We start from the raw sequence: 26,338 nt of genomic DNA, 5'->3' as shown, positions 1-26,338 counted from the left end.
GCTTCCGTGCGCAGGATGAAAGCGCCGCTTCGAATAGCCGTTGTTCGAATGTCCGTCGGAGGGAAGGTCCACGAACCCACAGAGGAACGAACCATGTTCGTACATGACAAGCGACTGCAGTACACCGTCAGGGTCGCCGCGCCCGATCCTGGCCTGGCCAACCTGCTGCTGGAGCAGTTCGGCGGGCCGCAGGGCGAGCTGGCCGCCGCCATGCGCTATTTCACCCAGGGCCTCGGCGAGTGCGATCCCGGTCGCAAGGACCTGCTGATGGACATCGCCACCGAGGAACTCAGCCACCTGGAAATCATCGGTTCGATCGTCGGCATGCTCAACAAGGGCGCCAAGGGGCGTCTGGCCGAAGCGGTGGAGGAGGAGGCCGAGCTGTACCGTTCGTTGACCGGAGGCGGCAACGACTCGCATATCACCTCGCTGCTTTACGGCGGCGGGCCCGCCCTGGTGAACTCCGGTGGCGTACCCTGGAGCGCGGCCTACATCGATACCATCGGCGAGCCGACCGCGGACCTGCGTTCCAACATCGCCGCCGAGGCGCGTGCGAAGATCGTTTACGAACGACTGATCAACCTCACCGACGATCCCGGCATCAAGGATGCGCTGACCTTCCTCATGACCCGCGAGCTGGCGCACCAGCTTTCCTTCGAAAAGGCCCTGCACTCGATCCAGCCGAACTTCCCGCAAGGCAAGCTGCAAGGGATGCCGGAGTTCGCCCGGCGTTACCTGAACATGTCGCGCGGCGAGGGCGACACGCGCGGTTCCTGGAACGAGGGTGATGGCTGGGAATACGTGGAGGCGCCACAGCCGGCCATGGATGGAGGCGACGGCACGGCCAGCGTGAACCTGTCCGAGACTGAGCAGGAGGTGTTGCAGCGAATGGCAGACCGCACCCGCTCCGATCCCATGGCCGATCCGCTGACAGGTGCGGACCTGGGCGCTGGCGCGGCTGCCGACAAAGCGCCTTGAGCGCGGATGCCCGACGTCGGCGGGCGAGTCCCGGCCTCCACGCCCGGCACCTTAGCGTGGAGGCACGGCAGAGGAGCCTCGAGATGACCGCCAAGCGCGAAACACCCGAGACAGAAAACACCCCGTTGAGCCCCGACTCGCCGGCGCTACGTCCCGAGCGGGGCAAGCGCGACCAGGCGAGCGAGGCGCAACCGGAATTCGCCCCGGACGATCCCGACGTAGCGGGCCCCGGCGAAGCCCGTCGTCCCGCATGAAGTCGCCGGCGCCCGCAGGGCGCCGGTCATTTCGTCCGGTCGTTGGAAAGCCCGGCGGGGCGGGCGGTCATCAGTAGGGAGAATGCAGCAGGGAGTCCGCCGCCATGAGTTTTTCCCGTTTCGCCCAACGCCTGTCCAACTGGGCCGGCCGCCCGCCAACCTTCGTCGTTGCCCTCGGATTGATCCTGTTGTGGGCGATCAGCGGGCCGTTCTTCGACTTCAACGATACCTGGCAACTGGTGATCAATACCTCGACCACCATTGTCACCTTCCTCATGGTCTTCCTCATCCAGAACACCCAGAACCGCGATACCGACGCGCTGCATATCAAGATCGACGAACTGTTGCGCAGCACCCGACGTGCCCACAATGCGCTGCTCGGTCTGGACGACCTGGACGCCGATACCCTTCGCGAACTGCGTCAGCGCTACCAGCACATGGGCGAGCAGGACGGCGAGACGCCGGAAAGCGTCGCCGCCGAGGAAGAGCGCCAGTGCGGATGCGGCGAGGAGCGACGGCGCGCCGACTGAACCGCCGCGCCGCGATGGCTCATGGGCGCAGGACGACCTTGCGGCAATCCTCGCGTTTTTCGTCGAACAGGGCGTAGCCCTCCGGTGCGTCGTCCAGACGCAGGCGGTGGCTGATGATCGCCTCGGGATGCAGGTCGCCGTTGCCGATGTGTTCGAGCAAGGCCGGCAGCAGTGCCTGTACATGGGTCTGGCCCATCTTGAAGGTCAAGCCCTTGTCGAAGGCATCGCCGAACAGGAAGCCATGGATGAAGCCGGCATACACGCCCGGCACGCTCACTGTGCCACCCCGCCGGACAGCCGCGATGCACTGGCGTAGTGCCTTGCCGCTGCTGGCTTCGAGCTTGAGCGCGGTGAGCACGGTTTCGGTGACGCTGCCCTTGGCCTCGAAGCCCACCGCGTCGATCACCGCGTCGACGCCGCGGTGCCCGTCGGTGCGCTCGATGATCGCCGCGGCGGGATCGTCCTCCTGGTCGAAGTCGATGGGAATCGCACCGTAGGTGCGCGCGGCGAAGTCCAGCCGGTAGGGATGGTGGTCGACGATGAAGATCCGCTCGGCGCCCAACATCCGCGCGCAGGCGGCGGCCATCAGGCCGACCGGGCCGGCGCCGTAGATCGCCACGCTACTGCCCTGGCGGACGCCGGCATTGCGCACCGCCTGGTAGCCGGTGGGGAGGATGTCGCTGAGGAACAGCACGCGTTCGTCTTCCATTACGTCGGGAATCACGAAAGGCCCGCTGTTGGCCTTGGGCACCCGAACGTATTCGGCCTGGCCACCCGGCACGCCGCCGTACAGGTGGCTGTAGCCATAGAGCGCCGCGCCCGGCGGAATCTGCTTCTTGTTGAGGATCGCGCCGCGCCCCGGGTTGGTGGTCTCGCAGGCGGCGTGCAGGTTCAGGCGGCAGAAGAAGCACTCGCCGCAGGCGATGACGAAGGGCACCACCACCCGGTCGCCCGGACGCACCGCGGTCACGGCCGAGCCGACTTCCTCGACGACGCCCATGAACTCGTGGCCGAGGATGTCGCCCTGCTCGACCATCGGGATCTTGCCCCGGTAGAGATGCAGGTCGGAGCCGCAGATGGCGGTGGCGGTCACGCGAAGCAGCAGGTCGTCGGGTTCCTGCAGGCGCGGTTCGGCAACCCGATCGATACGGACATCGTGGCTGCCGTGGAAGGTGAGGGCGCGCATGGCATTGCTCCTGGCTGTGGGTCGTGCAGGTGGGGCGTGCGCAGCAGCACCGGAGTTCATTCGGCGGGATGGGTGGCGCTCGATACCGGCCCCCGGAGGCCACTGCACCACGTTGAGTCGTGGAGGCCGGCGAGGAACGCAGGCCCTCGCTCCCTGGGTGCCATTCGTCGCGACGATGGCTCACGGCGGACGTACGGCAATCCTCTGTAGGGAAACCCGTGCAGACCGTCGAGGAACCGATACGGAAAGAGAGGCGAGCATGTCCAAGCAGCACATCATCCATTTCACCGGGCCGATCAATTCGTCCACCTGCGGCAATCTGATCAACACTTGCGCCAAGGTCCTGCAACAGGAGGCCGAGGAGTTGCGGATCAACATCGCCACCATGGGCGGGGAATGCAGCTACGGCTTTACCCTGTACAACTTCCTGCGCGCGCTGCCGGTGCCGATACATACCCACAACCTGGGTACCGTCGAGTCGATGGGCAACATCCTGTTCCTCGCCGGCGAGCGACGCAGCGCCAGTGCCCACAGCAAGTTCCTGTTCCATCCTTTCCACTGGACCCTGCATGGCGCGGTGGACCATGCGCGGATGGCGGAATATGCGATGAGCCTCGACTACGACCTGGAGCTTTACGCCCGGATCGTCGCCGAGAACACCCGTGATGCGCCGGAACGCCTGGACATCCCGCGCTACCTGATGGCCTATCCGCGCATCCTTGGTCCGGAAGACGCCCTGGCTTGCGGACTGATCCATACGGTGGACGATTCGCCTATACCCGCTGCCGCCTGCCAGTGGAGTATCCATTCTTAGTTTCCCGCGCCGCCCAGCATATTCCGGCAAGCGGAAGGCCTTGGATCGGCTAATGATTTTTTCGTCCCAGGGCGCCCGCAAAGAGTTTGAACGATCCATCGCGCAAGCCTTCGGAGTAAGTGCACGCGGCGAAAAACGCCGCATCCCTTTCAACCCTCGAGAGGAGGACACGAGCATGACCGACAAACGACAAGGCATGAGCACCAGCGAAGCCGGGCAGAAAGGCGGCGCAGCTACCTCCAGGAGCCACGGCAAGGAGTTCTACCAGGAGATCGGCCACAAGGGTGGCCAGGCCAGCGGCGGCAACTTCGCCAATGACCCGCAGCGCGCCGCCGAAGCCGGGCGCAAGGGTGGCCAGCAGAGCGGAGGCAATTTCGCCAATGACCCGGAAAGAGCCGCCGAGGCGGGCCGCAAGGGCGGCCAGCAGAGCGGCGGGAACTTCGCCAACGATCGGGAAAAGGCCTCCGAGGCAGGACGCAAGGGTGGCCAGCACAGCCACGGCGGCGGACGCTCGTCCTGACCGTGCCGAACCGCTGAAGCGTACGGCGCATCCCCAACGGGATGCGCCGTTTTCACATCGGCCGAAGAGAGCCGGTCCGGGGCTTCGGAAAGTCCCGTTCGAACAGGCGGCAGGATGCCCATGCCGCCGGGGAAAGCGGGCTTTGCCAACGACCTTCGCGCATCAGACCTTACGTTGGAAAAAGTCGAGCGCCTCCTGGAAGCTGGGCCGCAGCGGCACGTTCCAGTCGGGATGGGCGGTGAAGTGATAGCCGTTGCCCTTGATGCACTCGACCAGCAAGGAAAAGCTCTTCCGATCCGCCACCACGCAGACCTCGTCGAAGCGAACGGACTCTTCTCCGACCCGATGCTCCATGGCCCGGGGAAGGTAGAAGGTGGCCGGGAAGTTGTCACCCATATGGGAGCCTGGGTTGCCCGCATCGTCGCTGTGGTGAAACATCTCCCTGTGCTCCCCCCGGCCCAGGCAGTCATTGAGGGCGTCCACCAGTTGCCGCGTGCGCGGAGTGATGTTTCCCCTGGCCATATCCTCCCTGCCATAGAATCCGTCCTCGCTCAGGGGATCCTTTGCACCGAGGGGGGTGTATCTGACCGCGGTATTCCTTCTTGCATCGAGACCACCACTGCCATGCGCCTCGATCGAGGGCGCTACCAGGAAGAGGTCATAATCGGCGGTCATCGCCAGCCCGCAAGCCGGGCTGGCCAGTACCTGCACCGCTTCCGACCGCCCCAGGCGGCTGATCCTGTAGAGACCGTCCGGCTCCTGGCGGGCTTCGAACTCATAGCGTTTGCCGCTGGGGCCCTGCGCGGTCAGGAGGCGAACCGGCCCGACACCGTCTGCCACCAAGCCGAAATTCCGCACCAGCTCCGCAAGGCGTTGCCGAGAGATCCGCAGGTCGGTCTGGGTATAGGCTCCGCCATCCATTCCCTTCGCCACAGCCAGGTTCAGCTTGCGTATTTCCGCCGTGTCGCGGTCTTCCCGCTTGCTGAGATGCTGGTCGACACAGATGAACCCCGCCTGCGGACCCCAGTTCGAGCTTTTCCCCTTCACCGAGAAGCCCTTGGTCGGGAAACCCTCTTCGATCAGCGTGGTGACGATTCTTTCAACCGGGCGAATGCCAAAGACGGTATTCGTCTGCCTGGCCACCGCCTGCATGCGCAAGGCATGTTCGACGGGAACCCCCACCCCCTGCGCATCGAACAGGTCCTGTAGAGCCCGTGCCTGCATATCCGCAGGGCGCAGTAGCGGTCCGGGCTGTGCCGTTGCGTTAGAAACCACCTGACGATGACCGTCGATACGCATGGTTCGTTTTCCCGCATATGCCAAAGAAGGAGTCGAGAATAAGAATCCGGGCAGCGGCGAGATATCAGAAAACGCGGGCAAATTTTTTGTTTTCCGCACGCTGCCCGCGCGAGCGCTAGGTAGATGGCTGCGACGCCGGGAAGAAACTTCGAACTCCCCGTATGCGGGCGATTCACAAGCAGGGAGAGCCGCGCCGAAAACGGCGCGCCGGAAGAAGGAGACAGAACGATGAAAGTCCGGGAAATCATGAGTCGCGAAGTACGTACCGTCACCCCCCAGACCACCCTCGGCGAGGCGGCGCTGCTGATGCGCCAAGCCGATATCGGCGCCTTGCTGGTCAACGAGGGCGAGCGCCTGACCGGCGTGGTCACCGACCGCGACCTGGCGGTGCGCGGCCTCGCCGATGGACTCGGAGCCGACCGCCCGGTGCGCGAGGTGATGAGCGGTGAACTGCGCTACTGCTTCGAGGACGAGGAAGTGGACCATGTGGCGAAGAACATGGCGCAACTGGAGAAGCGCCGCTTGCCGGTAATGGATCGCAACAAGCGCCTGGTAGGCATCGTCTCGCTGGCCAACATCGCGACCTGCAACGCCGACAAGCTCAGCGCCAACCTCTTGCGCGGCGTGGCCCGCGCGCACTGAGTCGGACATGACGGAACGACGGGTGGTGGCGATCTGCGGCGGCAGCGCCGGGGTCGGGCGAGCGATACACCGGTGACGGCCAGAGGGCGTCGCCGCCAAGGCGGCGCAGGTGGTCCAGGCGCGCGACCAGGCCGGGCAGGTCACCGTCGCTGTCGGTGAACGAACGCGGGTAGACCTGGTAGATCACCGCGCGTTTCCACCAGGGCGGCTGGAAGGATTGCAGCATGGGGCCTCCACGGGTGAGCCGGCTTTGCTGCTTGGCACCCTGGGGTAGGCGCGGGTTCGACTTTTCCGCGTGAACGCCTGCACCCCACCTACCAGAATTGGCAGGGGAAGATACCCACCTGTCATGGATCAATGTCCGCGCCCGGCCCGACTCCTAGTGTCGCCGGCTCCCGACTCTCTCTCACGGATGAAAGGGCAATGCACCTTCTTGAACGTCAACACGATATCCAGCCCCTCTCGCGGGCAGACATGACCATCCACCTCAATGGCCAGCCCGTCGCGGCGGCTGCCGGTGAGACCGTGCTCAACGTGCTCAATGCCGTGGGCCTGCGCCGGCTCGCGCGCAACGACCATGGCCAGGCCAGCGGCGCCTTCTGCGGCATGGGCGTATGCCACTGCTGCCTGGTCGCCATCGACGGCCGGCCCAAGCGCCGCGCCTGCCAGACCGTCGTCCGGCCGGGCATGCGGGTGGAAACCGAAAGCAACCGCTTCGACCAGGAGGAACGGCCATGAACCTGCGCCCGGTGATCGTCGGCGGCGGCTCGGCCGGCATGGCCGCAGCCATCGAGCTGGCCAGGCGCGGGGTCCCCTGCGTCCTCTTCGACGAGGCCTCGCGTCCCGGCGGGGTGGTCTATCGCGGCCCCTTGCGGGCCGGCGTCGATCCGGCCTACCTCGGCGCGCGCTACACCCGGATGCTGGAAAAACTGCGGCGCGATTTCTCCGCCTGCGCCGGGCACATCGACCTGCGCCTGAACAGCCGCGTGGTCGGTGGCGACGGCCAGCGCCTGATGGTCCTCGACGAGGCGGAACGGCTGCACGAGGTGGAGTATTCGCACCTGCTCCTGGCCACCGGCTGCCATGAGCGCAGCGTGCCGTTCCCCGGCTGGACCCTGCCCGGGGTGATGCTCCTCGGCGGCCTGCAATTGCAGATCAAGAGCGGCGTGGTGAAGCCCCTGGGCGATACCCTGATCGCCGGCAGCGGCCCGCTGCTGCCACTGGTGGCCTGCCAGCTGCATGCGGCCGGGGTACGTGTCGCCGGGGTCTACGAGGCCTGCGCGTTCGGCCGCATGGCCAGGGAAAGCCTGGCGCTGCTGAACAAGCCGCAACTGTTCCTCGACGGCCTGAGCATGCTCGGCTATCTCAAGCTCAACGGCATTCCGCTGCACTATGGCTGGGGCGTGGTGGAGGCCAGCGGCGAGGGGGAACTGACGGAAGTGACGGTAGCGCCCTACGACGAAGAGTGGCGGCCCGACCTGGAAAACGCGCGACCGGTGAAGGCCAGCACCCTGGCGGTCGGCTATGGCTTCATCCCACGCACCCAGCTCAGCCAGCAGTTGGGTCTGGAGCACGGCTTCAGCGACGACGGATACCTGCGCGCGGAATGCAACGTCTGGCAGCAGAGCAGCCAACCGCACATCCACCTGGCCGGCGACATGGCGGGTATCCGCGGCGGCGAGGCGGCGATGATCGGCGGGCGCATCGCGGCCTTGTCGATCCTCCTGCAACGCGAGGCCATCGCGCCCGCCGAGGCCATCGAACGCCGAGAATCCCATCTCGCCCGCCTGGAGGCGATCAAGCGCTTCCGCGCCGGAGTCGAGCGCTACACCCAGCGCGGCGCCCGCCAGGTCGAACTGGCGCGGGCCGATACGGTGATCTGCCGCTGCGAACAGGTCACCCGTGGCGACATCGAGCGCGCGCTCGAACAGGGCGTGCAGGACATCGCCGGGCTGAAGATGCGCACCCGCGCCGGCATGGGCGACTGCCAGGGGCGGATGTGCATCGGCTACTGCAGCGATCGCCTGCGCCGCGCCACCGGACGCCACGACGTCGGCTGGCTGCGGCCGCGTTTCCCGATCGATCCGATCCCGTTTTCCGCATTCCAGAACCTCGGTACGGAAGCCTGAACATGAACAGAACCTATGACATCGTGATTGCCGGCGGCGGCGTGATCGGCGCGTCCTGCGCCTACCAACTGTCCAGGCGCGGCAACCTGCGCATCGCCGTGGTCGACGACAAGCGACCGGGCAACGCCACCCGCGCCTCGGCCGGCGGCCTCTGGGCCATCGGCGAATCGGTGGGACTGGGCTGCGGGGTGATCTTCTTCCGCATGATGTCCTCCCGCAACCGGCGCGAGGCCCAGGGCGCGGCGGTGGCGGTGGACGCGAGCACGCCGCACATCCTGCCGCCGGCGTTCTTCGACCTCGCCCTGCAATCCAACGCGCTGTACCCGGAACTGCACCGAGAACTGATCGAACGCCACGGGATGGACTTCAAGTTCGAGCGCACCGGGCTGAAATACGTGATCCAGGACGACGAGGATCGCCAGTACGCCGAGCACATCGTGGCGCAGATCCCGCATCTGGCCGAGCAGGTGCGCTGGCTGGACCGCGAGGAACTGCGTCGTGCCGAGCCGGCGGTCAGCCACGCGGCCCACGGCGCGCTGGAATTCCTCTGCGACCACCAGGTCAGCCCGTTCCGCCTGGCCGACGCCTACCTGGAGGCGGCGCGCCAGAACGGCGTCGAGCTGTTGCCGGGAACCAACGTCACCGGCGTGCTGCGCCAGGGCCGGCGGATCAGCGGGGTGCGCATGGACAATGCCGGGGTGCTGCATTGCCGGACCCTGATCAACGCCGCCGGCGCCTGGGCCGCGGAGCTCAGCGAAATGGCCACCGGCCGGCGCATCCCGGTGAAGCCGGTGAAGGGCCAGATCGTCCTCACCGAGCGCATGCCACGACTGCTGAACGGTTGCCTGACCACCAGCGACTGCTACATGGCGCAGAAGGACAATGGCGAGATCCTGATCGGCAGCACCACCGAGGACAAGGGCTTCGACGTCAGCAACACCTTCCCGGAAATCGCCGGCCTGGTGCAGGGCGCGGTGCGTTGCGTGCCGGAGCTGCAACAGATCAACCTCAAGCGCACCTGGGCCGGCCTGCGCCCGGGCTCGCCGGACGAACTGCCGATTCTCGGTCCGGTGGCTGAAGTGGAGGGCTACCTGAATGCCTGCGGGCATTTCCGCACCGGCATCCTCACGTCGGCGATCACCGGGGTGCTGCTCGACCGGCTGGTCCACGAAGAGACGCTGCCGCTGGACATCGCGCCGTTCCTCGCCGCGCGCTTCCAGCCGGAGCCTGCCGCCGTGGCGGTCGCGGCCTGCTAGGTCCGCGAGGGGTAAATCCGCGGAGCGGGGCGGGCGCCGGACCGGCGTCCGTTCCGCACGGTTCCCGACAGCGGCGCAGTTGCCGTCGGCGCTATACTCATGGCTTCGAATTGTTTCTAGACGACTGGTCTAATTCAAGCTAACGTGCGCCCCATGAAAACCAGCTACGACGACACCCGCCAGCATCTGCTCGATACCGGATACCGGATCATGGCGGTCAAAGGCTTCTCCGGAGTCGGCCTCAACGAAATCCTGCAGAGCGCGGGCGTTCCCAAGGGCTCGTTCTACCATTACTTCAAATCCAAGGAACAGTTCGGCCAGGCCCTGCTGGAGGACTACTTCCGCATCTACCTGGCGGACATGGACCAACGCTTCTCCGCGCCAGGGCTGAATGCCCGTGAACGACTGATGAGCTACTGGCAGAAGTGGCTGGACAACGCCTGCCCGCCCTGCGACGAGCAGCGCTGCCTGGTGGTCAAGCTCAGCGCCGAGGTCGCGGACCTTTCGGAAAGCATGCGCATCACCCTGCGCGACGGCTCCGACGGGATCATCGAACGCCTGGTCGGCTGCCTCGGGCAGGGCCGCGACGACGGCTCCCTCGCGCCCTGCGATGCCCGGCACATGGCCAGCGCGCTGTACCAGTTGTGGCTCGGCGCGAGCCTGCTGAGCAAGCTGCACCGCAGCCCGGGACCGCTGGAGACAGCCATGCAGACCTCCCGCAGCCTGTTGGAAATCTGAGGTACCGCCAGGAAATACCCGCCCCGCGAGAGGCGGGTATTTTTTCGACCCGTCAGTAGTTGACTGGTCTAATTCGCCCGGCGCACGGTATGAGCCGTTCGCCACATTCGTCAGACAGAGGAGTCTGGAAATGTCCCAATCCACGCAGGTCAACCGCCGCATCGTCCTCGCCTCGCGCCCCCACGGCGCCCCGACCCGGGATAACTTCCGCATCGAGCAGGTTCCGCTTCCTGAGCCCGGCGCGGGCCAGGTGCTGCTGCGCACCGTCTACCTGTCGCTCGATCCCTACATGCGCGGACGGATGAGCGACGCGCCGTCCTACGCGCCGCCGGTGGAACTCGGCGCGGTCATGGTCGGCGGCACGGTCAGCCGGGTGGAAGCCTCGAACCATCCCGGGTTCAAGGTCGGCGATTGGGTGCTCTCGGCCAACGGCTGGCAGGACTACGCGCTATCCGACGGCAGCGGCCTGGCGCGCCTGGGCGAGTCGCCGGAGCATCCGTCCTACGCCCTGGGTCTGCTCGGCATGCCCGGCTTCACCGCCTACATGGGCCTGCTCGACATCGGCAAGCCCCAGGCCGGCGAGACCCTGGTGGTGGCCGCCGCCACCGGGCCGGTCGGCGCCACCGTCGGACAGATCGGCAAGCTCAAGGGCTGCCGAGTGGTCGGCGTCGCCGGCGGTGCGGAAAAATGCCGCCACGCCGTGCAGGTGCTCGGCTTCGATGCCTGCCTCGACCACCATGCCGCGGACTTCGCCGAACGACTGGCCGAGGCCTGCCCGGACGGCATCGACATCTATTACGAGAACGTCGGCGGCAAGGTCTTCGACGCCGTCTTCCCGCTGCTCAACGCCAAGGCCCGGATCCCGGTCTGCGGCATCGTCGCCCACTACAACGACACCGAGCTGCCACCCGGGCCGGACCGCTTGCCGGCGCTGATGGGCACGATCCTGCGCAAGCGCATCAAGGTGCAGGGCTTCATCATCTTCGACGACTACGGCCATCGCTACGATGAATTCCAGCGCGACATGTCGAAGTGGTTCGCCGACGGCCTCATCCAGTACCGCGAAGAGCGGGTCGACGGCCTGGAGAATGCCCCCGAGGCCTTCTTCGGCCTGCTCCAGGGACGCAATTTCGGCAAGCTGGTGGTGCGCGTCGGAGCCGACGCATGAACCAGGCGGTCCGTGTGGTAGCGCTGTTGCAGGCGCGCGAGGGCAGGGCGGCGGAGGTCGAGCGGCTGCTGCTGGCCTGCGTGCAGCCGTCGCGGGCCGAGGACGGCTGCCTGTCCTATGTCCTGCACCGGAGCCTCGACGAGGCCGGGCGCTTCGTCTTCGTCGAGCGCTGGGCCGACCGCGACGCCATCGAGCGGCACCGACGGATGCCGCACTACAGGGCGATGGCCGATGCCGTCGCCGATCTCCTGGCGGACCGCCAGGTGTTCCTCCTCGAGGAACTGCCAGCGGCCAGCCTGTCTCCGGTAGATCCGGAACCTACAAGACCCCACGAGGAGTGAAACGGATGAAAGTCGGATTTCTGGGCCTGGGCGGCATGGGCGCCGCCATGGCCACCCGCCTGGTGCAGGCGGGGCTCGAAGTGACGGTGTGGAACCGTTCCGCGGCGGCCTGCGAGCCCCTGGTGGCGCTGGGCGCTGCCAGGGCGGAGGAGGTCGGCGAGCTGTTCGGCCTCGACGTGGTCATCAGCATGCTGGCGGACGACCAGGCGATTCGCGGCGTGCTGCTCGACAGCGGCGCGCTCGAACGGGCGAGGCCGGGTCTCATCCACCTGAGCATGTCGACCCTGTCGCTCGATTGCGTCGAGGCGCTCGACCAGGCGCACCAGCGCCAGGGCCTCGCGTTCGTCGCCGCGCCGGTGTTCGGCCGCACCGACGTGGCGGAGGCCGGCAAGCTGAACATCGTCGTCGGCGGTCCGGAGGAAGCCATCGAGCAAGTCAAGGCGCTGCTGGAAATTATGGGACAGAAGACATGGTTTTTCGGAAAAGACCCGCGCGGGGCAATGGCGGTGAAGATCTCTGGTAACTTCATGATCGCCAGCGCCATCGAAAGCATGGGCGAAAGCGTCGCCCTGGTGAAGCGCCTGGGCGTCGAGCCCGGCCGGTTCATGGAGCTCATGTCCTCGACGCTTTTCGATGCGCCTGTCTATCGCAACTACGGCCCGCAGATCGTCGAGCAGCGTTTCACCCCGGCCAGGTTCCGCCTGGTCCTCGGGTTGAAGGATGTCGACCTGGCGCTGTCCGCCGGCAAGCGCCACAACGTGCCGCTGCCGCTGGCCAGCCTGTTGCACGACGTGTTGCTCGAAGCCATCGCCCATGGCGACGGGGAATCGGACTGGACGGCGCTGGCGAAGGTAGCGTTGTCACGATCGGGACAAATCTGAAAAGGTTCTGCGCACGGCCCGGCAGGGCCCGTGAAGCTGTTCGGCAATCTGGCGTGCTTTCCATGGATTCATTAGGCGGAAGAAGGTATGTCCGAGCGTGGAACGGCTGCAGAAGGCCGGATCAACTGGCGACGCATCCTGCCGATACTGCTCACCACCACCCTGGTGGGCGGTATCTGTGGGATCTTCGTCATCAACGAACTGGATCGCCAGCACGACGGCGCGCACCTGCGCTCGTACACCGAGAGGGCGCTGGAGCGGGCACTGGAGATTTCCTCCGCGGCGGACCAGATGCTCCGCGAGATGAACGCCGGCAGCGCGCCGGCCTGCAGCGACCGGGATCTGGAAATGCTGCGTTCCATCGTGCTCGAGTCGCGCTTCATGAGCGACGTTGGCAGGATCAGCGGCGACCGGGTCATGTGCACGGGCGTCCGGGGCCGGCTGCGCGCGCCCTGGGGATTGTCCGCGCCCGACCGGGTAGATGCCGCCGGCACCCGCTTCTGGTCGGAGGGCATGCCCCTGCCGTTGCAGGCGCTGCCCACCGGGTTGGTCAGTCGCGGCAACGCCGTCGTATTCATTGCCCCGCATGCCTATTTCGATGTCGACCACCCGGCCCCGGGCATCTCGGCGGCGGCCGTCAGCAGTGGCGGCGACTACATCTACCACCGTTTCGCCTGGGACGACGATCAGCCCCTCGAGGCGCTCGGCCGGCCCGGCTGGCCGCGCTTCATCGGCGCCCGGCAGATAAGCCTGTGCGACCCGACGCAGGACATCTGCGTGGTCTCCCTTCTCCGCGAACGCGGCCTGCTTGGCACCGAGCCCGGACGCGCGGCCATGGCCGCGGCGATCGGCGGCGGGCTGTTGTTCGGCGTCATGCTGCTGCTCAGCTACCTGTTCGGCTTCCTCAACGACGAAAAACTGCCGGCCAGGCTGCTGCGCGCGTTGAAGCGCGAGGCCCTGGAGGTGCACTACCAGCCCATCGTGCGCCTGGCCAGCGGCCGCTGCGCCGGGGTCGAGGCCCTGGCGCGCTGGACCGATAGCAGCCTGGGGCGGGTTTCCCCGGATGTCTTCATCGGCGCCCTGGAGGAGAGCGGCGACATCGAACTGCTGACCCGTTTCGTCTTCCGCCGCGCCCTGAAGCAGCTCGGGCCGTTGCTGAGGGAGCAGCGGAGCTTCTACGTCAGCGTCAACGTCACCGGCAAGGACATCGCCGACCCCGGTTTCATCGATTTCGCCATGCGCCAGATGGCCAGGGAAAGCGTGCGCCCGGAACAGGTCGCGCTGGAACTGACCGAGCGCACCACCGAGGCCCAGGGCTGCCTGCTGGCCGGGATGAACCGCCTGCGCGAACTCGGCCTGAAGATCTACGTGGACGATTTCGGCACCGGTCATTCGAACCTGGTCTACCTGGCCAACCTGCCGGTAGACGCGATCAAGATCGACAAGGTCTTCACTCAGTCCATCGGCGACAGCAGCGCCGTCGAACTGATCTTCGACAAGCTCTGCTCGATGGCCGAGCACCTGGAGATCGGCGTGGTCGTCGAAGGGATCGAGACACAGGCCCAGGCCGACCACGTGCTGCGCCGCTCGCCCGAGGCCCTCGGCCAGGGCTGGCATTTCGGCAAGGCACTGCCGCTGGAGGCCTTCCTCGACTACTACCGGAACCAGCCGGCGGGCCGCTAGAACAGACCTTCCGCGGGGCACCACGCTGCGCTAGCATCGGCCGTCCATACCGGATGCGGCCTGGACGGCCGCACTCCGGATCGCACGGAACGGCCGGAAACGGCCGCGATCACCACAGGCCGCCATGCACGCATTCCCCCTCACCCTGGACAACCGACTCGCCGAAGCCCTGCCGCTATGGCGCAACCTGGCCCGCACCGACCGGGCGCCGCGAAGGAACATCGACCTCGCCGACTGGAAAGCCGACTGGCGCGAACTGATCGCCGCGCTCGACAGGTTTTCCCGGAGCCACGGCTATCGCCAGCCGTTCGCCGCGCAAGGGCACGCAGCCCTGGAAAACGCCTGGGCCTGGGGCCAGGCCGCGGAAAACGCCAGTACGCTGCTGCTCAAGGCCATCGACCGGGGCCTGGCCGGCGCCGAACTGCGCTCCATCTACCTGGAGACCGCCGCGCTGTGGCTGGACTACAGCCGGCTGCTCGGCGCCGCCCGCGACAGCCTGCGCGAGCAGGGCGAGGTCGACTTCGAGACGGCGCCGGCCCTGGCGCCGCGCACAGGCCAGTATCCGTTCGCGCTGCAACTGCTCGCCATGGGCGTGCTGCTCGACGCCCAGGAGCTCATCCCGGCGCTGGTCGAGGAGGTCCTGCAGTTCGATACCGACCGCCTGCTCGACTATCTCGGCGCGGCCGCCCTCGGCCTGACTTCCGCCAGCGAGGAAACCTTCCATCCACGGCCGTTCGGGCAGTTGCGGGCGTTCTTCGAAGAGGCGGACGGCAGCGACGCCCAGGCGCTGGCGCCTTACCTGCAAAGCCAGTACCGGGAGTTCTTCCAGCTTTCCCCCAAGGCGCAGAAGAAGACCCGCCGCCTGACCGGCCCCTACGCCTGGGGCTGGTGGGCCATGGAGGTGTCGGCGCTGGGCGTGCTCTACGGCTGGGACGATGGCGTCCTGCGCGCCTCGCCGCATTACCTCGGCGACCTGGTCGACTACGCGCGGGCGCGCGGCGACGCCTGAGCCACCGGCCGCCGCTCAGGCCCGCCGGCGGCGGGCGAGGAACGCGGCGGCCAGGTCGAGGCTGGTGCAGAGCAGGAAGTAGAGCAGGGCGACGAACAGGAAGATCTCCGTCGGGTGGACCATCACCCGGTTGCTCACCTGGGTGGCGACGAAGGACAGCTCGCCGACGCCGATCACGTAGGCCAGGGAAGTGTCCTTGATCAGCGACACCCACTGGTTGAGGAAGGATGGCAGCATCACCGGCAGCGCCTGCGGCAGGATCACCAGGCGCAATACCTGCCACGGCCGCAGTCCGAGCGCGCGGGCGGCCGCCCACTGCCCGGCGGGGAGGCTGTGGATGCCGGCGTACACCGAGTGGGCGAGGTAGGCGCCGCCGATCAGCGACAGCGCGCAGACCACGGTGGCCAGCGCCGGTACGTCGACATGGAAGACGATCGGCAGCAGGAAGTAGGTCCAGAAGATCAGCATCAGCACCGGGATCGCGCGGAAGAAGCCGAGCAGCGCCACCAGCAGCAGGCGCGGCTTGCCGGGCAGCACCGCGAGGGCCACGCCGAGGACCAGGCCGAGTACCGCCGAAGCCAGTCCGGAGAGCGACGCCAGCAGCAGGGTCAGCGCCGCTCCGCCGAGCGGGCCGTCCGGGTAGGCGCCGAGCAGCAGGTAGGACAGGTTGTCCGAGATGACCGAGAAATCCATCTCAGGCACCTCCCTGGCGGTAGCGGCGGGTCTGCTGCAACGCCTGGCCGAAGGCTTCGATCAGGGCGATGGCGCCGATGTAGAGGAGGGTGGCGATGCCGAAGGCCTGGAAGGTCTTGAAGGTCTCGGTTTCCACCTGGCGCGAAGCGTAGGACAGCTCGGCCAGGCCGATGGCCATCGCCAGCGAGGAGTTCTTCAGCGCATTCATGTACTGCCCGAGCAGCGGCGGCAGGGCCGTGCGCAGGGCCTGCGGCAGCACCACCACGCGCCATACCTGGCGCTGGGTCAGCCCCAGGGCGAGGCCGGCGGCGCGCTGCTCGGGGCGTACCGAGGCGATGCCGGCGCGGAACTCCTCGGCGACGAAAGCCGAGGTATAGAGGGTCAGCCCCCAGGCACCGGCGAGGAACTCGAAGGACGGCCAGTCGAGCAAGGGCGTCTCGTGCGGCGTGTTCAGCCAGCTCACCAGCGCCTCCGGCAGCAGCGCGGGAACGCCGAAGTACCAGAAGAACAGCTGCACCAGCAGCGGGGTATTGCGGAACAGCGCCAGGTAGGCGCGCGCCGGCCAGGACAGCAGGTGCCGGCGCGACAGCCGGGCGATGGCCAGGGGGGCGCCGATCAGGGTGGCGAGCAGGCAACTGAGCAGGGCAAGACCGAGGGTCAGCAGGAAGCCGTCGAGCAACCAGCGCAGGTACTGCGGGGCGAGAAGTTCGCCGAACATGTGCGGGATTCCGTCGGGTAGAACGAAAAACGCGCCTCAGCGAAGTGAGGCGCGCGGGTCGTGCGGGCGAAGCGGGCCGCTCAGCTCTTGTCGCCGATCTTGTACAGGCGCGCCAGCGGGGTCTTGGTCTGCGGACCGAACCAGGTGTCGTAGATCTTCTGCGCCTGGCCGTCCTGCTCCAGCTCGCGCAGGCTCTTGTCGACGAACTCGGTCAGGGCCTTCTCGCCCTTGGGAATACCGACGCCGATCAGGTCGTTGGAAATGGTGAAGGGCGGCACTTCGTACTTGTCGCGGTCGGGCACGTTGGCCAGCAGGCCGATCAGCTTCGGACCGTCCTGGGTGATGGCCTGGACCTGGCCGTTGCGCAGGGCGGTGAAAGCGAAGGGCGTGTCGTCGTAGGCGATGACCTTGGCGCCGGGGAACTTCTCGCGCAGCACGCCTTCGTTGACCGTGCCCTTGTCCACGCCGACCCGCCACTTGTTGAGGACTTCCGGCGAGGTCAGGGTGCCTTTCTTGACGATGAACTGCTGGCCGGAGGAGAAGTAGGGGATGCTGAAGTCCACCTGCTGCGCACGCTCCGGGGTGATGGTGAAGTTGGCCAGGACCAGGTCGACCTTGTTCGCCGTCAGCAGCGGGATGCGGTTGGCCGGGTTGGTCGGCAGCACTTGCAGCCGGACGCCCAGCTTGTCGGCCAGGGCCTTGGCATAGTCGACGTCGAGGCCTTCGATCTGCTTGCTCTTGGCGTCGACGAAACCGAACGGCGGGTTGCTGTCGAAGGACGCGACGCGCAATACGCCGGCCTTGCGGATGTCCTCCAGGCGGTCGGCCTGGGCCAGGCCGGAGATCAGGGCGAGGGCGAGGGCGGTGATGGCGGGGAGTTTCTTCATGAAAGTTCCAGCTCCTTGTCGGCCGCGATCGACGATCAGGGCCTTGCAATGTGGGGCGGACATTCCGGATGGGAATGCCGCCATGTCGGCGCGGGGGTATCCCGTGGCGAAGGGAGTTTGGCAGGGGCCAAGGGTCGGGAGAAAAGAATGAATCGATCTATCTTATTTCCAGACGAAATAAGAGGTATGAAAACAAGGATTCAAGGAAATAAAAAACGATAGCGTAACGCCATGATCCGCAGGGCTTCCGCGTTGGGGGTTCGTCGTCGAGAAGGAAGGCCGGGGCCCGGCGGCCCCGTCAGCGGCTGTCCCGGCAGTCGATCACGCTGGCGTTGGTGATGATGTCCCGGCTGTCGGTGTACAGGGTGATGCTGCAGAAATAGTCGAGGATGGTCTCGTTCTCGTAGTAGCCGGTCTTGCGATAGACCGCCTCGCTACTCACCGGCGCCATGCCGGCGACCCCCTGGCCACCGACGCCGACCCAGGTCTCGCGCTGGCCGACGTACTCGGTGCCGGTCTGTATGAAGACCTTGTCCGGCCCCATGTGGGTCCGCACGCGGTTCCAGGCGTAGAAGCCGCCGCTACCGTAGGACGAAGGGCCGAGGCCCTGGTCGGGCTTGCCGAACAGTTCGAAGGCCTTGCCGGCGGGCTGGCCGATGAGCTTCTGCGCGGCGACCTTGACCTCGTTGTCGCGATTCCCCGACTGACCGAGGGAGGCGCAGGCGCTGAGACCGAGGACGAGCAGGGCGAGACCGAAGGGCTTGATCGAGGGCATGGCATTCACTCCGTTGAAATGCCGCAGGATGTTAGAGGTCCAGCCGGCTCGCGGCTATTAGCTCATTTGTGCTAGTGCCGCTCACTTCGCCAGGTGCCGCGCCTGTTCGGCATGTACGCTGGCCATGAAGGTCTGCATGGCCGAGGAGTGGACCCGGTTGCGTCGGGTGATCAGGCCGTAGGGCGGCAGGCGCGGCTCCAGCTGGATCGGCAGGATCGCCAGCAGGTGCTTGCCCGGGTAGTCCTCGATCACCGAGCGTGGAGTGATGCCGATCATGTCGGTCTGTTGCAGCAGGGAGAGCAGGGTCATGATCGAGGTGGTCTCGACGATACTGCTCGGCAGGTCGATGCGCGCATTGTGGAAGGCCTGGTTGACGATCCCGCGCATCGGGCTGGGGTGCTGCTGCAACACCCAGGTCAGCTCCTGCAACTCGCCCCAGTCCAGCTTGCGTGCCTGCGACAACGGGTTCTGCGCGCCGACCACCACGCAGAGTTCTTCCTCGCCGAGGCTGTCGAACACCAGGTCGTCGGTGCGCGCGCCGCTGGGGATGCGTCCGAGCACCACGTCCAGCTGGTCCTGTTGCAGGGCCTGGACCAGCACGTCGCTGGTGTCCACCTGGATGCTCATCGACAGCCGTGGATGACTCTGCTTCAGGGTGGCGATGGTGCGCGTCAGCAGGCTCGAGGCCAGCGCCGGGATCGCTCCGACGGTGACCCGGCCGAGGTTGCCGGACTCCAGCGCGACCAGTTCCTCGCGCATCCCGGACAGCTCGGCGAAGATCATCCGCGAGTAATAGATCAGCGTCTCGCCGAAAGGCGTCGCGCGCATGCCGCGCGGCAAACGCTCGAACAACTCGACGCCGAGCAGGTCTTCGGCCTCGTGGAGCATCTTGGTCGCCGCCGGCTGGGTCATGCCGATCTCGTCGGCGGCGCGGCGCAGCGAGCCGAGTTCCTCCAGGGCCAGCATCAGGCGCAACTGGCGCAGGCGCAGGCGGCTGTGGATGATGCTGGCGTCGGGAATCCGGGACATGGCGTATCTCGCTGGCGGCGGGGAGACCCAGGGTGACAAGAAATCCACCCCGCCGCCAGACGCAGGCTCAGGCGGCATGCCGGAGACTCCGCCGGCCACGCCGGCACAGCGCCCCGGCGCACCGCGCCAGCAACGGCCAGAGCAGCATCGCCAGCGCCGCGCCGGTCAGGCTGGCCACCAGCGGGTTGGACCAGAACACCGAGAGTTGCCCGTCGGAGAACAGCATCGACTGGCGGAACGCGTCCTCGGCCTTGTCGCCGAGCACCGCGGCGAGCACCAGCGGGGCGATGGGGTAGCCAAGTTTCTTGAACAGGTAGCCGAGCGCGCCGAACAGCAGCATCAGGACCACGTCGAGCATGGCATTGTGCACCGAGTAGGCGCCGATGGCGCAGACCATGACGATGATCGGTGCGACGATGGCGAACGGAATCCGCAGGATCGAGGCGAACAGCGGCACGGTCGCCAGTACCACGATCAGGCTGACCACGTTGCCCAGGTACATGCTGGCGATCAGGCCCCAGACGAAGTCGTGCTGTTCGACGAACAGCGTCGGCCCGGGATGCAGCCCCCAGATCATCAGGCCACCGAGCATCACCGCGGCGGTCGCCGAGCCGGGGATGCCGAGCGTCAGCATCGGCAGCAGGGCGCTGGTGCCGGCGCTATGGTCGGCTGTCTCCGGAGCGATCACGCCTTCCACCTCGCCCTTGCCGAAGTTCTCGCGGTTCTTCGAGAAGCGCCGCGCCAGGCTGTAGCTCATGAACGAGGCGGCGGTGGGGCCGCCCGGAGTGACGCCCATCCAGCAGCCGACCAGCGCGCTGCGCAGCCAGGTCAGCCAGTAGCGCGGCAGCCTGGCCCAGGTACGCAGGATCACCATCGGCGTGATGCGTGCGCGCTCGCCGCGAAACACCAGTCCTTCCTCCACCGTGCAGAGGATCTCGCCGATGCCGAACAGGCCGATCACCGCCACCTCGAAACTCAGCCCGGAAAGCAGCCAGGGCTGGTCGAAGGTCAGGCGCAGGTCGCCGGACACGGTATCCATGCCCACGGCGGCCATGGCGAAACCGATGGTCATCGCCACCAGGGTCTTCAATGGCGGGTTGCGGCTCATGCCGATGAAGGTGCAGAACGCCAGCAGGTAGACGGCGAAGAACTCGGGCGAGCTGAACGCCAGGGCGAAGCGAGCGATATGGGTGGACAGGAAGGTCAGCAGCAGCACGCCGACCAGCGCCCCGAGGAGCGCCGAGGTGAAGGCGGCGGTCAGCGCTTCGCCGGCCTGGCCGTTGCGCGCCATCGGGTAGCCGTCGAAGGTGGTGGCCACCGACGACGGCTCGCCGGGGATGTTGAACAGGATCGAGGTGATCGAGCCGCCGAACAACGCGCCCCAATACATGCAGGAAAGCAGGATGATCGCCGACACCGGCGACATGCTGAAGGTCAGCGGCAGCAGCAGCGCCACCCCGTTCGGCGCACCGAGGCCCGGCAGCACGCCGACCAGGATGCCGAGCAGCACGCCGATCACCATCAGGCCGAGGTGATGGGCGCTGAGGACCAGGCTCATGCCCTGCATCAGGGAATCGAATTCGCTCATGGCCTGGCGCTCCCGACGAAGGCCGCGAGGTCGGCCAGTATTCCGGCATCCAGCGGCACCTTGAACCAGATGGCGAAGACCAGGTAGCTGGCCAGCGCCGCGCCGCAGGACAGCGTGACGATCAGCGGCACGCCGTAGGGTTTGTCGCGGCTACGGTCGCGCCACATGAACCAGGCGATGAACAACGCGGAGGCGAGGTAGATCCCGGCGAACGGCATGGCCGCCACGTAGGCGGCGATCGGCAGGAACACCGCAAGCACCCGGCGAAAGGCCGTGCGGGCGACGAACGAGGTACCCAGCGCCCGCCAGCGGCACAGGGCCAAGAGCAGGTTGCCGAGGCTGGCGGCGCTCAGCAGCAGGCCGATGTAGAAGGGGAAATAGCCGGCCTCGGGGCCGCTGTCGCCCCAGCCGATGCCGATATCCTGGCTGCCGTACATGACGATCGCGCCGAGCGCGGCGGTGAACAGCGCCAGGCCGATCTCCACCCAGCGGGTGGCGACCAGCGGCGCATCGGATGAGCTGGACATGTTCGTCTCCTGGTCGCGCTACGCGGGTTACTGGCGAAGCCAGCCGGCTTCCTGGAACAGCGGGATGACGCGCTGGCGGTCCTTCTCGATGTAGCTCACCAGGTCCTCGCCTGCGAGGAAGGTCGGCGCCAGCGCCGAGCGTTCGACATAGTCCCTGAACTCGGCGGTCTGGCTGACCTTGCGCATCAACTCGACGTAGAAGGCGCGCTGCTCGTCGCTGACTCCGCCGGGCAGGAACACGGTGCGCGGGAAGCGGTACTGGTCGATGCCCAGGCCCTGCTCGTGGCAGGTGGGGATGTCCGCCCAGGACTGCTCGGCAGCGACCTTGGCGGTGTAGATCATGCGCTCGTGGCTGAACACGCAGAGCGGCCGGACCTGGCCGCCGCGCCACTGGCTGAGGCTTTCCGCCGGGTTGTTGAGGTTGGCGGCGATGTGCCTGCCGGCCAACTGGATGGACGCCTCGCTGCCGCTCTTGAAGGGGATGTAGGTCAGCTTGCCGCCGACCTGCTTGCCGAGCAGCAGGCTTAGAGTCTGGTCGACGTCCTTCGACTGGCTGCCGCCGAAGCGCATGCCTGTCGCGTCCTTCTTCAGATCGGCGAGGAACGCCGCGGCGTCCGCCCACGGCGCCGCCTGGTAGGTCCAGAGGATGAAGTCGTCCTCGGCCACCGCCGCCACCGGCGTCAGGTCGGTCCATTGGTAGCCCAGCCGGGCCACCAGCGGCAGCAGGTAGACATTGTTGGTGCCGATCACCAGCTTGTGCGCGTTGCCCTTGGCCAGCTTCAGGTCGAGGAAGGCTTCGGCGCCGTTGCCGCCGCCCTTGTTCAGCACCACGGTGTTGACGTCGAGCAGCTTGTTCTGGCTGATCGCCGACTGGACCAGGCGGGCGAGTTGGTCGGTGCCGCCACCGGGACCGCCGGCGACGACGATCTCCAGGTTCTCTTCGGGTTTCCAGGCAGCCGCCAGGGCGGGCAGGGCGGTGCAGCAGAGCAGGGCGCAAGCGGCCAGGAAGGAGGGGACGGAGCGCGCATATGCGGTACGCATGGAGGACCTCTGGTTGTCATTGTTGTTATGGGTAGAGCGGAGTGTGCGAAGCGCACCGATAAGCGTCCACTCAAAATAAGGCATACACCGATAGCCTGGGGTTATGAGTGGAAGCGGATGTCGGATACCTGGAGCGATAACCGTAGGAAATGGCCGTATGAGCAGCTTTGATTAGACGGTTATCGATGGAAAGCCGGATAGTGGGCGTGCCGGACCTGCCAACCCAGTTCCGCAGCACAAGAACAACAATAAAAGAGGTACGACCCATGGCTCAGGCACAGACCGCCGTGCTCCAGGCTGATCCTGCCCAGGACAAGGCCACTGCCGCAAAACCCAGCAACGTCCGCTGGCGCATCTTCGCCATCGTCTTCGCCCTGACGGTGATCAACCTGGTCGACCGGGTCTCGCTGTCCATCGCCATGCCCACCATCGCCGGTGAATTCCAGCTCACGCCGAGCATGCAGGGGCTGATCCTCAGCAGCTTCTTCTGGGCCTACGCGCTGTTGCAGATTCCCGGCGGCTGGCTGATCGACCGCTACGGCCCGCGCCGGGTGATCGGCTGGTCCACCGGCCTCTGGGGAGCCTTCCAGACCCTCGCGGCCTTCGCCAGCGGCGGCCTGTCGCTGATGTTCGCCCGGGTCGCCCTGGGCGCGGCGGAAGCGCCGCTGTTCCCCTCCGGCGGCAAGCTCAACTCGCTGTGGCTGGGCTCCAGCGAACGCAGCCGCGGCGCCGTGCTGATGGACTGCGGAGGGCCGCTGGGCGTCGCTCTCGGCGGACTGGTCATCGCCTACCTGATCGCCGTGCTCGGCTCCTGGCGCAGCGCCTTCTTCATCGCCGGCATCGCCACCCTGGCCATGGCCTGGCTGGCCTGGCACTACCTGCGCGACGACCCGGCCGAGCATCCCGGGGTCAACGCCGCCGAGCTGGACCGGATCAACGCCGACCGCACCACCCCGCTCGCCGAAGCGGACTGCCAGGCCGGCGGAAGACTGGGCATCGCCGGCCGCTCCCTGGTCGGTATCGTCCTCGGCCGCGCCAGTTGGGCCATGGTGTTCTTCGGCCTGCTGACCTGGGGTCCTAGCTACCTGGCGCAGGCGCGCGGCTTCGATATCAAGGGTATCGGCGCCGCGACCTTCGTCATCTTCCTCTGCGGCGCCGTCGGTTCCCTGGTCGGCGGCTTCCTCTGCGACCTGCTGATCCGCAAGGGCGTGCGCCGCGGCCTGGCGGCCAAGGGCCTGCTGACGGTCTCGGGCCTCGCGGCGCTGGTCGCCTTCCTGCTGTTGCCGAGCCTGGAAGATGCCTATGCCGCCGTGACCCTGCTGGCGCTGACCGCCTTCTTCCTGATGTGGGGCAGCCTGTACTGGAGCTTTCCGGCCTTGCTCGCCACTCCGGCCCGGGTCGGCCTGGTCGGCGGGGTGATGAACATGGCCGGCAGCCTCGGCGGCATCGCCGTGCCGATCCTGGTCGGGCTGCTGCTGCAACACCTGGGCGGATATGCCGCGGTGCTGGGCTTCTTCGCCCTCTGCTCGGCAGCCTTCATCGCCGGCACCCTGCTGATTTCCCTGGACAAGACCGAGGCAAAGCATGGCTGAGCTGTACGACGGGCCGATCGTCGACGCCCATCATCATTTCTGGGACCCGCAGGCGAACTACCACCCCTGGCTCGCGGAGGACGCCAAGATTCCGTTCCGCTACGGCGACTACAGCGCGATCAAGCGCCGCTACCTGCCGGCGGACTACTTCGGCGACGTCGGCGCACACCGGGTGGTCGAGACGGTCTACGTGGAAACCGAGTGGGACCCGCGCGATCCGCTCGGCGAAACACGCTTCGTGCATCACCTCGCCGAACGCCATGGCGCGCCCCACGCAGTGGTGGCGCAGGCCTGGCTGGACGCGCCGGACGCCGCCGAGGTGCTGGCGGCGCAGGCGGGCTTCGCACGGGTCCGCAGCGTCCGCCACAAGCCCGGCGGTCCGCAACGCCCGCAACAGGTCGGCGAGCTGCGCAGCCTGATGAGCGACGAGCGCTGGCGTCGCGGCTATGCCGAGCTGGCCCGGCACGGCCTGCACTTCGACCTGCAGACACCCTGGTGGAACCTCGCCGAGGCCGCATGCCTGGCGCGCGACTTCCCCGATACGCTGATCGTGCTCAACCACGCCGGCCTGCCGTCCGATCGCAGCGAGGAGGGGCTGGCCGCCTGGCAACGGGCCATGGCGCGCTTCGCCGAATGCCCCAACGTGGCGTTGAAGATCTCCGGCATCGGCCAGGCCGGCCGGCGCTGGAGCGTCGAGGACAACGCCTGGATCGTCCGCGAAAGCATCGCCCTGTTCGGCGTCGAGCGGGCGATGTTCGCCAGCAACTTCCCGGTGGACAGCCTGTGCGGCTCGTTCGACGACATCTATGGCGGTTTCAAACGCATCGTCGCCGACCTGCCGTACGCCGACCAGGAATGGCTTTTCCATAGCAACGCGCGGCGCATCTACCGCACCGTACCCGACACCGTGCGCCTGCAGCAGGCGTCGCCCGACCCGAGGACTTCCCCATGAACGCTCCATCCCTACCGCGACTGGCCATGGTCCTGGGCGATCCGGCCGGCATCGGCCCGGAACTGATCGCCCGCCTGCTGGCCGACACCGAGGTGCGCGAGAAGGCGCACATCGTGCTGATCGCCGACGAAGCGGAAATGCGCCGCGGCATGCGCATCGCCGGCTGCGAATTCCCCTACCGGCGCATCGACGCGCTGGAGACCCTGGATTTCGCCGACGCCACGCCACTGCTGCATCCCTGGCTCAGCCAGGGCGGGGACGAGTTCCCACGCAGCGAAGCGAGCGCCGTCGGTGGCCGCTACAGCCTGGAGACCCTCGCGCTGGCCCTCGAACTGACCCGCAGCGGCAGGACCGACGCGATCCTCTTCGGCCCGCTGAACAAGACCTCGCTGCACATGGCCGGCATGGACCACAGCGACGAGTTGCACTGGTTCGCCGAGCGCCTGGGGTTCGGCGGCCCGTTCTGCGAGTTCAACGTCCTCGACGACCTCTGGACCTCGCGGGTGACCTCCCACGTAGCCCTGGCCGAGGTGCCGGGCCTGCTCAGCCAGGAGCGGGTAGGGGAGGCGATCCGCCTGATCGACGACGCGCTGCGCCGCAGCGGCCTGGCGCGGCCGCGCATCGGCGTCTGCGGACTGAACCCGCACAACGGCGACAACGGCAGCTTCGGCCGCGAGGAGCTGGACATCATCGCTCCGGCGGTGCAGAAGGCGCGCGAACAGGGGATCGCCGCCGACGGCCCGTATCCCGCCGACACCATTTTCCTCAAGGTGCAGGGCGACGCCCGTGCCTTCGACGCGGTGGTGACCATGTACCACGACCAGGGGCAGATCGCGATCAAGCTGATGGGCTTCTCCCGCGGCGTGACCGTCCAGGGCGGCCTGCCGATCCCCATCGCTACGCCGGCCCACGGTACCGCCTTCGATATCGCCGGGCAGGGAAGGGCCGACGTCGGCGCCACCCGCCAGGCGTTCGAGATCGCCTGCCGGATGGGCAGGCGCAAAGCCTGATCGCCTGCATGCGACGCGACAACCAGAGCGCCGCCCCTTCGTAACGCGCTCCCTGGCGCCTCCCTGTACCGTCGCGGCGGGGCAGGAGGCGTCGCACC

29 protein-coding genes are annotated in these 26,338 nt (G+C 67.2%); 18 read left to right on the top strand and 11 right to left on the bottom strand.

Translation table 11 applies throughout. From position 1 onward, the window contains the following. Positions 1-93: 93 nt before the first annotated feature. The 3 genes from LJF27_RS23490 (at position 94) to LJF27_RS23480 (ending at position 1,762) form a co-directional block, all read left to right on the top strand. Positions 94-978 carry a manganese catalase family protein gene (locus tag LJF27_RS23490; RefSeq protein WP_003120176.1) on the top strand — a complete coding sequence of 295 codons (885 nt, stop codon included), beginning with the start codon at positions 94-96 and terminating at the stop codon, positions 976-978. Between the two features lie 83 nt (positions 979-1,061). After that, complete coding sequence (locus LJF27_RS23485; protein WP_023115357.1) at positions 1,062-1,232, top strand: hypothetical protein; 171 nt, start codon at positions 1,062-1,064, stop codon at positions 1,230-1,232. Positions 1,233-1,336: 104 nt separating this feature from the next. Then, positions 1,337-1,762 carry a low affinity iron permease family protein gene (locus tag LJF27_RS23480; protein ID WP_003116972.1) on the top strand — a complete coding sequence of 142 codons (426 nt, stop codon included), beginning with the start codon at positions 1,337-1,339 and terminating at the stop codon, positions 1,760-1,762. Positions 1,763-1,781: 19 nt separating this feature from the next. Here the strand turns inward: LJF27_RS23480 and LJF27_RS23475 are convergent, their stop codons facing one another. Next, a complete protein-coding gene (locus LJF27_RS23475) occupies positions 1,782-2,948 on the bottom strand; it encodes a zinc-dependent alcohol dehydrogenase (protein WP_003120175.1) in 1,167 nt (388 codons plus the stop codon). A 259-nt stretch (positions 2,949-3,207) separates the two neighbouring features. On the opposite strand from LJF27_RS23475, the gene LJF27_RS23470 reads away from it, so the two are divergent. Both LJF27_RS23470 and LJF27_RS23465 read left to right on the top strand, forming a co-directional pair. Further along, positions 3,208-3,762, top strand: a complete 555-nt coding sequence (locus LJF27_RS23470; RefSeq protein ID WP_003113679.1) for a ClpP family protease — start codon at positions 3,208-3,210, stop codon at positions 3,760-3,762. Between the two features lie 175 nt (positions 3,763-3,937). Continuing rightward, positions 3,938-4,282, top strand: coding sequence for a general stress protein (locus LJF27_RS23465; protein ID WP_003113680.1), 345 nt, complete (start codon positions 3,938-3,940; stop codon positions 4,280-4,282). 162 nt (positions 4,283-4,444) lie between these two features. Here LJF27_RS23465 and exoY read toward each other — a convergent pair whose 3' ends face one another. Next, positions 4,445-5,581, bottom strand: coding sequence for a type III secretion system adenylate cyclase effector ExoY (exoY, locus tag LJF27_RS23460; RefSeq protein WP_003115517.1), 1,137 nt, complete (start codon positions 5,579-5,581; stop codon positions 4,445-4,447). Positions 5,582-5,809: 228 nt separating this feature from the next. Here exoY and LJF27_RS23455 point away from each other — a divergent pair, with 228 nt between their 5' ends. Further along, on the top strand, positions 5,810-6,223 hold the full coding sequence (locus LJF27_RS23455) for a CBS domain-containing protein (RefSeq protein WP_003089022.1): 414 nt from the start codon (positions 5,810-5,812) through the stop codon (positions 6,221-6,223). Here the strand turns inward: LJF27_RS23455 and LJF27_RS30485 are convergent. Continuing rightward, positions 6,183-6,449 carry an alpha-amylase family glycosyl hydrolase gene (locus LJF27_RS30485; protein ID WP_003147575.1) on the bottom strand — a complete coding sequence of 89 codons (267 nt, stop codon included), beginning with the start codon at positions 6,447-6,449 and terminating at the stop codon, positions 6,183-6,185. The genes LJF27_RS23455 and LJF27_RS30485 overlap by 41 nt on opposite strands. A gap of 197 nt (positions 6,450-6,646) precedes the next feature. Between LJF27_RS30485 and hcnA the strand changes: the two genes are divergently transcribed. The 9 genes from hcnA to LJF27_RS23405 all read left to right on the top strand — a co-directional run bounded on the left by hcnA (position 6,647) and on the right by LJF27_RS23405 (position 15,428). Further along, positions 6,647-6,961, top strand: coding sequence for a cyanide-forming glycine dehydrogenase subunit HcnA (hcnA, locus tag LJF27_RS23445; RefSeq protein ID WP_003113684.1), 315 nt, complete (start codon positions 6,647-6,649; stop codon positions 6,959-6,961). Further along, on the top strand, positions 6,958-8,352 hold the full coding sequence (hcnB, locus tag LJF27_RS23440; protein WP_003089027.1) for a cyanide-forming glycine dehydrogenase subunit HcnB: 1,395 nt from the start codon (positions 6,958-6,960) through the stop codon (positions 8,350-8,352). Before hcnA ends, hcnB begins: the two co-directional genes overlap by 4 nt. Positions 8,353-8,354: 2 nt before the next feature. Continuing rightward, complete coding sequence (gene hcnC / locus LJF27_RS23435) at positions 8,355-9,608, top strand: cyanide-forming glycine dehydrogenase subunit HcnC (protein WP_023116563.1); 1,254 nt, start codon at positions 8,355-8,357, stop codon at positions 9,606-9,608. A 153-nt stretch (positions 9,609-9,761) separates the two neighbouring features. Further along, the gene (locus tag LJF27_RS23430; protein ID WP_023116562.1) at positions 9,762-10,346 is read left to right on the top strand and encodes a TetR/AcrR family transcriptional regulator; all 585 of its coding nucleotides are present in this window, start codon (positions 9,762-9,764) and stop codon (positions 10,344-10,346) included. Positions 10,347-10,476: 130 nt separating this feature from the next. After that, positions 10,477-11,514, top strand: coding sequence for an NADP-dependent oxidoreductase (locus LJF27_RS23425; protein WP_003113689.1), 1,038 nt, complete (start codon positions 10,477-10,479; stop codon positions 11,512-11,514). After that, positions 11,511-11,855 carry a putative quinol monooxygenase gene (locus LJF27_RS23420; RefSeq protein WP_003113690.1) on the top strand — a complete coding sequence of 115 codons (345 nt, stop codon included), beginning with the start codon at positions 11,511-11,513 and terminating at the stop codon, positions 11,853-11,855. The genes LJF27_RS23425 and LJF27_RS23420 overlap by 4 nt, the downstream gene beginning before the upstream one ends. A gap of 5 nt (positions 11,856-11,860) precedes the next feature. Further along, entirely contained in the window at positions 11,861-12,736 is an 876-nt protein-coding gene (locus tag LJF27_RS23415) for an NAD(P)-dependent oxidoreductase (protein WP_003113691.1), read from the top strand. A gap of 87 nt (positions 12,737-12,823) precedes the next feature. Continuing rightward, entirely contained in the window at positions 12,824-14,419 is a 1,596-nt protein-coding gene (locus LJF27_RS23410; protein WP_023116561.1) for an EAL domain-containing protein, read from the top strand. 124 nt (positions 14,420-14,543) lie between these two features. Continuing rightward, the gene (locus LJF27_RS23405; RefSeq protein ID WP_003113693.1) at positions 14,544-15,428 is read left to right on the top strand and encodes a DUF1911 domain-containing protein; all 885 of its coding nucleotides are present in this window, start codon (positions 14,544-14,546) and stop codon (positions 15,426-15,428) included. 15 nt (positions 15,429-15,443) lie between these two features. On the opposite strand, the gene LJF27_RS23400 is transcribed toward LJF27_RS23405, so the two are convergent. The 8 genes from LJF27_RS23400 to LJF27_RS23365 form a co-directional block, all read right to left on the bottom strand. Beyond that, positions 15,444-16,121 (bottom strand): amino acid ABC transporter permease, encoded by a 678-nt coding sequence (locus LJF27_RS23400; protein WP_003113694.1) that lies wholly within the window; start codon positions 16,119-16,121, stop codon positions 15,444-15,446. 1 nt (position 16,122) lies between these two features. Beyond that, a complete protein-coding gene (locus tag LJF27_RS23395) occupies positions 16,123-16,839 on the bottom strand; it encodes an amino acid ABC transporter permease (RefSeq protein WP_003162806.1) in 717 nt (238 codons plus the stop codon). 80 nt (positions 16,840-16,919) lie between these two features. Beyond that, on the bottom strand, positions 16,920-17,726 hold the full coding sequence (locus LJF27_RS23390; RefSeq protein ID WP_003089047.1) for an ABC transporter substrate-binding protein: 807 nt from the start codon (positions 17,724-17,726) through the stop codon (positions 16,920-16,922). A 298-nt stretch (positions 17,727-18,024) separates the two neighbouring features. Next, positions 18,025-18,501: a hypothetical protein gene (locus tag LJF27_RS23385; RefSeq protein WP_003089049.1), complete on the bottom strand. Its 477-nt coding sequence runs from the start codon at positions 18,499-18,501 to the stop codon at positions 18,025-18,027. A gap of 81 nt (positions 18,502-18,582) precedes the next feature. Next, positions 18,583-19,530: a LysR family transcriptional regulator gene (locus LJF27_RS23380; RefSeq protein WP_003089050.1), complete on the bottom strand. Its 948-nt coding sequence runs from the start codon at positions 19,528-19,530 to the stop codon at positions 18,583-18,585. A gap of 67 nt (positions 19,531-19,597) precedes the next feature. After that, complete coding sequence (locus tag LJF27_RS23375; protein ID WP_019396795.1) at positions 19,598-21,118, bottom strand: tripartite tricarboxylate transporter permease; 1,521 nt, start codon at positions 21,116-21,118, stop codon at positions 19,598-19,600. Next, positions 21,115-21,645, bottom strand: coding sequence for a tripartite tricarboxylate transporter TctB family protein (locus LJF27_RS23370; RefSeq protein WP_023096752.1), 531 nt, complete (start codon positions 21,643-21,645; stop codon positions 21,115-21,117). Before LJF27_RS23370 ends, LJF27_RS23375 begins: the two co-directional genes overlap by 4 nt. Before the next feature lie 27 nt (positions 21,646-21,672). Then, complete coding sequence (locus LJF27_RS23365; RefSeq protein WP_003089055.1) at positions 21,673-22,686, bottom strand: Bug family tripartite tricarboxylate transporter substrate binding protein; 1,014 nt, start codon at positions 22,684-22,686, stop codon at positions 21,673-21,675. 266 nt (positions 22,687-22,952) lie between these two features. Here LJF27_RS23365 and LJF27_RS23360 point away from each other — a divergent pair, with 266 nt between their 5' ends. The 3 genes from LJF27_RS23360 to LJF27_RS23350 are packed head-to-tail and all read left to right on the top strand — an operon-like array spanning position 22,953 to position 26,240. Next, positions 22,953-24,278 carry an MFS transporter gene (locus LJF27_RS23360; RefSeq protein ID WP_003113698.1) on the top strand — a complete coding sequence of 442 codons (1,326 nt, stop codon included), beginning with the start codon at positions 22,953-22,955 and terminating at the stop codon, positions 24,276-24,278. Continuing rightward, positions 24,271-25,230, top strand: coding sequence for an amidohydrolase family protein (locus tag LJF27_RS23355; RefSeq protein WP_023116560.1), 960 nt, complete (start codon positions 24,271-24,273; stop codon positions 25,228-25,230). Before LJF27_RS23360 ends, LJF27_RS23355 begins: the two co-directional genes overlap by 8 nt. Continuing rightward, the gene (locus tag LJF27_RS23350; protein WP_003123450.1) at positions 25,227-26,240 is read left to right on the top strand and encodes a 4-hydroxythreonine-4-phosphate dehydrogenase PdxA; all 1,014 of its coding nucleotides are present in this window, start codon (positions 25,227-25,229) and stop codon (positions 26,238-26,240) included. Before LJF27_RS23355 ends, LJF27_RS23350 begins: the two co-directional genes overlap by 4 nt. The last annotated feature ends 98 nt before the right edge of the window (positions 26,241-26,338 follow it).

Origin of the sequence: Pseudomonas sp. 203-8, assembly GCF_020708595.1 — a bacterium.
GTDB lineage: Bacteria > Pseudomonadota > Gammaproteobacteria > Pseudomonadales > Pseudomonadaceae > Pseudomonas > Pseudomonas aeruginosa.
This window is presented reverse-complemented; position numbering and strand designations above follow the sequence as displayed.

What these genes read in the sequence shown, in the direction of transcription:
- hcnC (WP_023116563.1), top strand. Translation starts at nt 8,355, where the DNA reads ATGAACAGAACCTATGACATCGTGATTGCCGGCGGCGGCGTGATCGGC.
- LJF27_RS23375 (WP_019396795.1), bottom strand. Translation starts at nt 21,118, where the DNA reads ATGAGCGAATTCGATTCCCTGATGCAGGGCATGAGCCTGGTCCTCAGC.
- LJF27_RS23360 (WP_003113698.1), top strand. Translation starts at nt 22,953, where the DNA reads ATGGCTCAGGCACAGACCGCCGTGCTCCAGGCTGATCCTGCCCAGGAC.
- LJF27_RS23470 (WP_003113679.1), top strand. Translation starts at nt 3,208, where the DNA reads ATGTCCAAGCAGCACATCATCCATTTCACCGGGCCGATCAATTCGTCC.
- LJF27_RS30485 (WP_003147575.1), bottom strand. Translation starts at nt 6,449, where the DNA reads ATGCTGCAATCCTTCCAGCCGCCCTGGTGGAAACGCGCGGTGATCTAC.
- LJF27_RS23400 (WP_003113694.1), bottom strand. Translation starts at nt 16,121, where the DNA reads ATGGATTTCTCGGTCATCTCGGACAACCTGTCCTACCTGCTGCTCGGC.
- LJF27_RS23455 (WP_003089022.1), top strand. Translation starts at nt 5,810, where the DNA reads ATGAAAGTCCGGGAAATCATGAGTCGCGAAGTACGTACCGTCACCCCC.
- LJF27_RS23370 (WP_023096752.1), bottom strand. Translation starts at nt 21,645, where the DNA reads ATGTCCAGCTCATCCGATGCGCCGCTGGTCGCCACCCGCTGGGTGGAG.
- LJF27_RS23475 (WP_003120175.1), bottom strand. Translation starts at nt 2,948, where the DNA reads ATGCGCGCCCTCACCTTCCACGGCAGCCACGATGTCCGTATCGATCGG.
- LJF27_RS23385 (WP_003089049.1), bottom strand. Translation starts at nt 18,501, where the DNA reads ATGCCCTCGATCAAGCCCTTCGGTCTCGCCCTGCTCGTCCTCGGTCTC.
- exoY (WP_003115517.1), bottom strand. Translation starts at nt 5,581, where the DNA reads ATGCGTATCGACGGTCATCGTCAGGTGGTTTCTAACGCAACGGCACAG.
- LJF27_RS23480 (WP_003116972.1), top strand. Translation starts at nt 1,337, where the DNA reads ATGAGTTTTTCCCGTTTCGCCCAACGCCTGTCCAACTGGGCCGGCCGC.
- LJF27_RS23410 (WP_023116561.1), top strand. Translation starts at nt 12,824, where the DNA reads ATGTCCGAGCGTGGAACGGCTGCAGAAGGCCGGATCAACTGGCGACGC.
- LJF27_RS23465 (WP_003113680.1), top strand. Translation starts at nt 3,938, where the DNA reads ATGACCGACAAACGACAAGGCATGAGCACCAGCGAAGCCGGGCAGAAA.
- LJF27_RS23405 (WP_003113693.1), top strand. Translation starts at nt 14,544, where the DNA reads ATGCACGCATTCCCCCTCACCCTGGACAACCGACTCGCCGAAGCCCTG.
- LJF27_RS23420 (WP_003113690.1), top strand. Translation starts at nt 11,511, where the DNA reads ATGAACCAGGCGGTCCGTGTGGTAGCGCTGTTGCAGGCGCGCGAGGGC.
- LJF27_RS23485 (WP_023115357.1), top strand. Translation starts at nt 1,062, where the DNA reads ATGACCGCCAAGCGCGAAACACCCGAGACAGAAAACACCCCGTTGAGC.
- LJF27_RS23425 (WP_003113689.1), top strand. Translation starts at nt 10,477, where the DNA reads ATGTCCCAATCCACGCAGGTCAACCGCCGCATCGTCCTCGCCTCGCGC.
- LJF27_RS23490 (WP_003120176.1), top strand. Translation starts at nt 94, where the DNA reads ATGTTCGTACATGACAAGCGACTGCAGTACACCGTCAGGGTCGCCGCG.
- LJF27_RS23430 (WP_023116562.1), top strand. Translation starts at nt 9,762, where the DNA reads ATGAAAACCAGCTACGACGACACCCGCCAGCATCTGCTCGATACCGGA.
- LJF27_RS23395 (WP_003162806.1), bottom strand. Translation starts at nt 16,839, where the DNA reads ATGTTCGGCGAACTTCTCGCCCCGCAGTACCTGCGCTGGTTGCTCGAC.
- LJF27_RS23380 (WP_003089050.1), bottom strand. Translation starts at nt 19,530, where the DNA reads ATGTCCCGGATTCCCGACGCCAGCATCATCCACAGCCGCCTGCGCCTG.
- LJF27_RS23390 (WP_003089047.1), bottom strand. Translation starts at nt 17,726, where the DNA reads ATGAAGAAACTCCCCGCCATCACCGCCCTCGCCCTCGCCCTGATCTCC.
- LJF27_RS23355 (WP_023116560.1), top strand. Translation starts at nt 24,271, where the DNA reads ATGGCTGAGCTGTACGACGGGCCGATCGTCGACGCCCATCATCATTTC.
- LJF27_RS23350 (WP_003123450.1), top strand. Translation starts at nt 25,227, where the DNA reads ATGAACGCTCCATCCCTACCGCGACTGGCCATGGTCCTGGGCGATCCG.
- hcnA (WP_003113684.1), top strand. Translation starts at nt 6,647, where the DNA reads ATGCACCTTCTTGAACGTCAACACGATATCCAGCCCCTCTCGCGGGCA.
- LJF27_RS23415 (WP_003113691.1), top strand. Translation starts at nt 11,861, where the DNA reads ATGAAAGTCGGATTTCTGGGCCTGGGCGGCATGGGCGCCGCCATGGCC.
- hcnB (WP_003089027.1), top strand. Translation starts at nt 6,958, where the DNA reads ATGAACCTGCGCCCGGTGATCGTCGGCGGCGGCTCGGCCGGCATGGCC.
- LJF27_RS23365 (WP_003089055.1), bottom strand. Translation starts at nt 22,686, where the DNA reads ATGCGTACCGCATATGCGCGCTCCGTCCCCTCCTTCCTGGCCGCTTGC.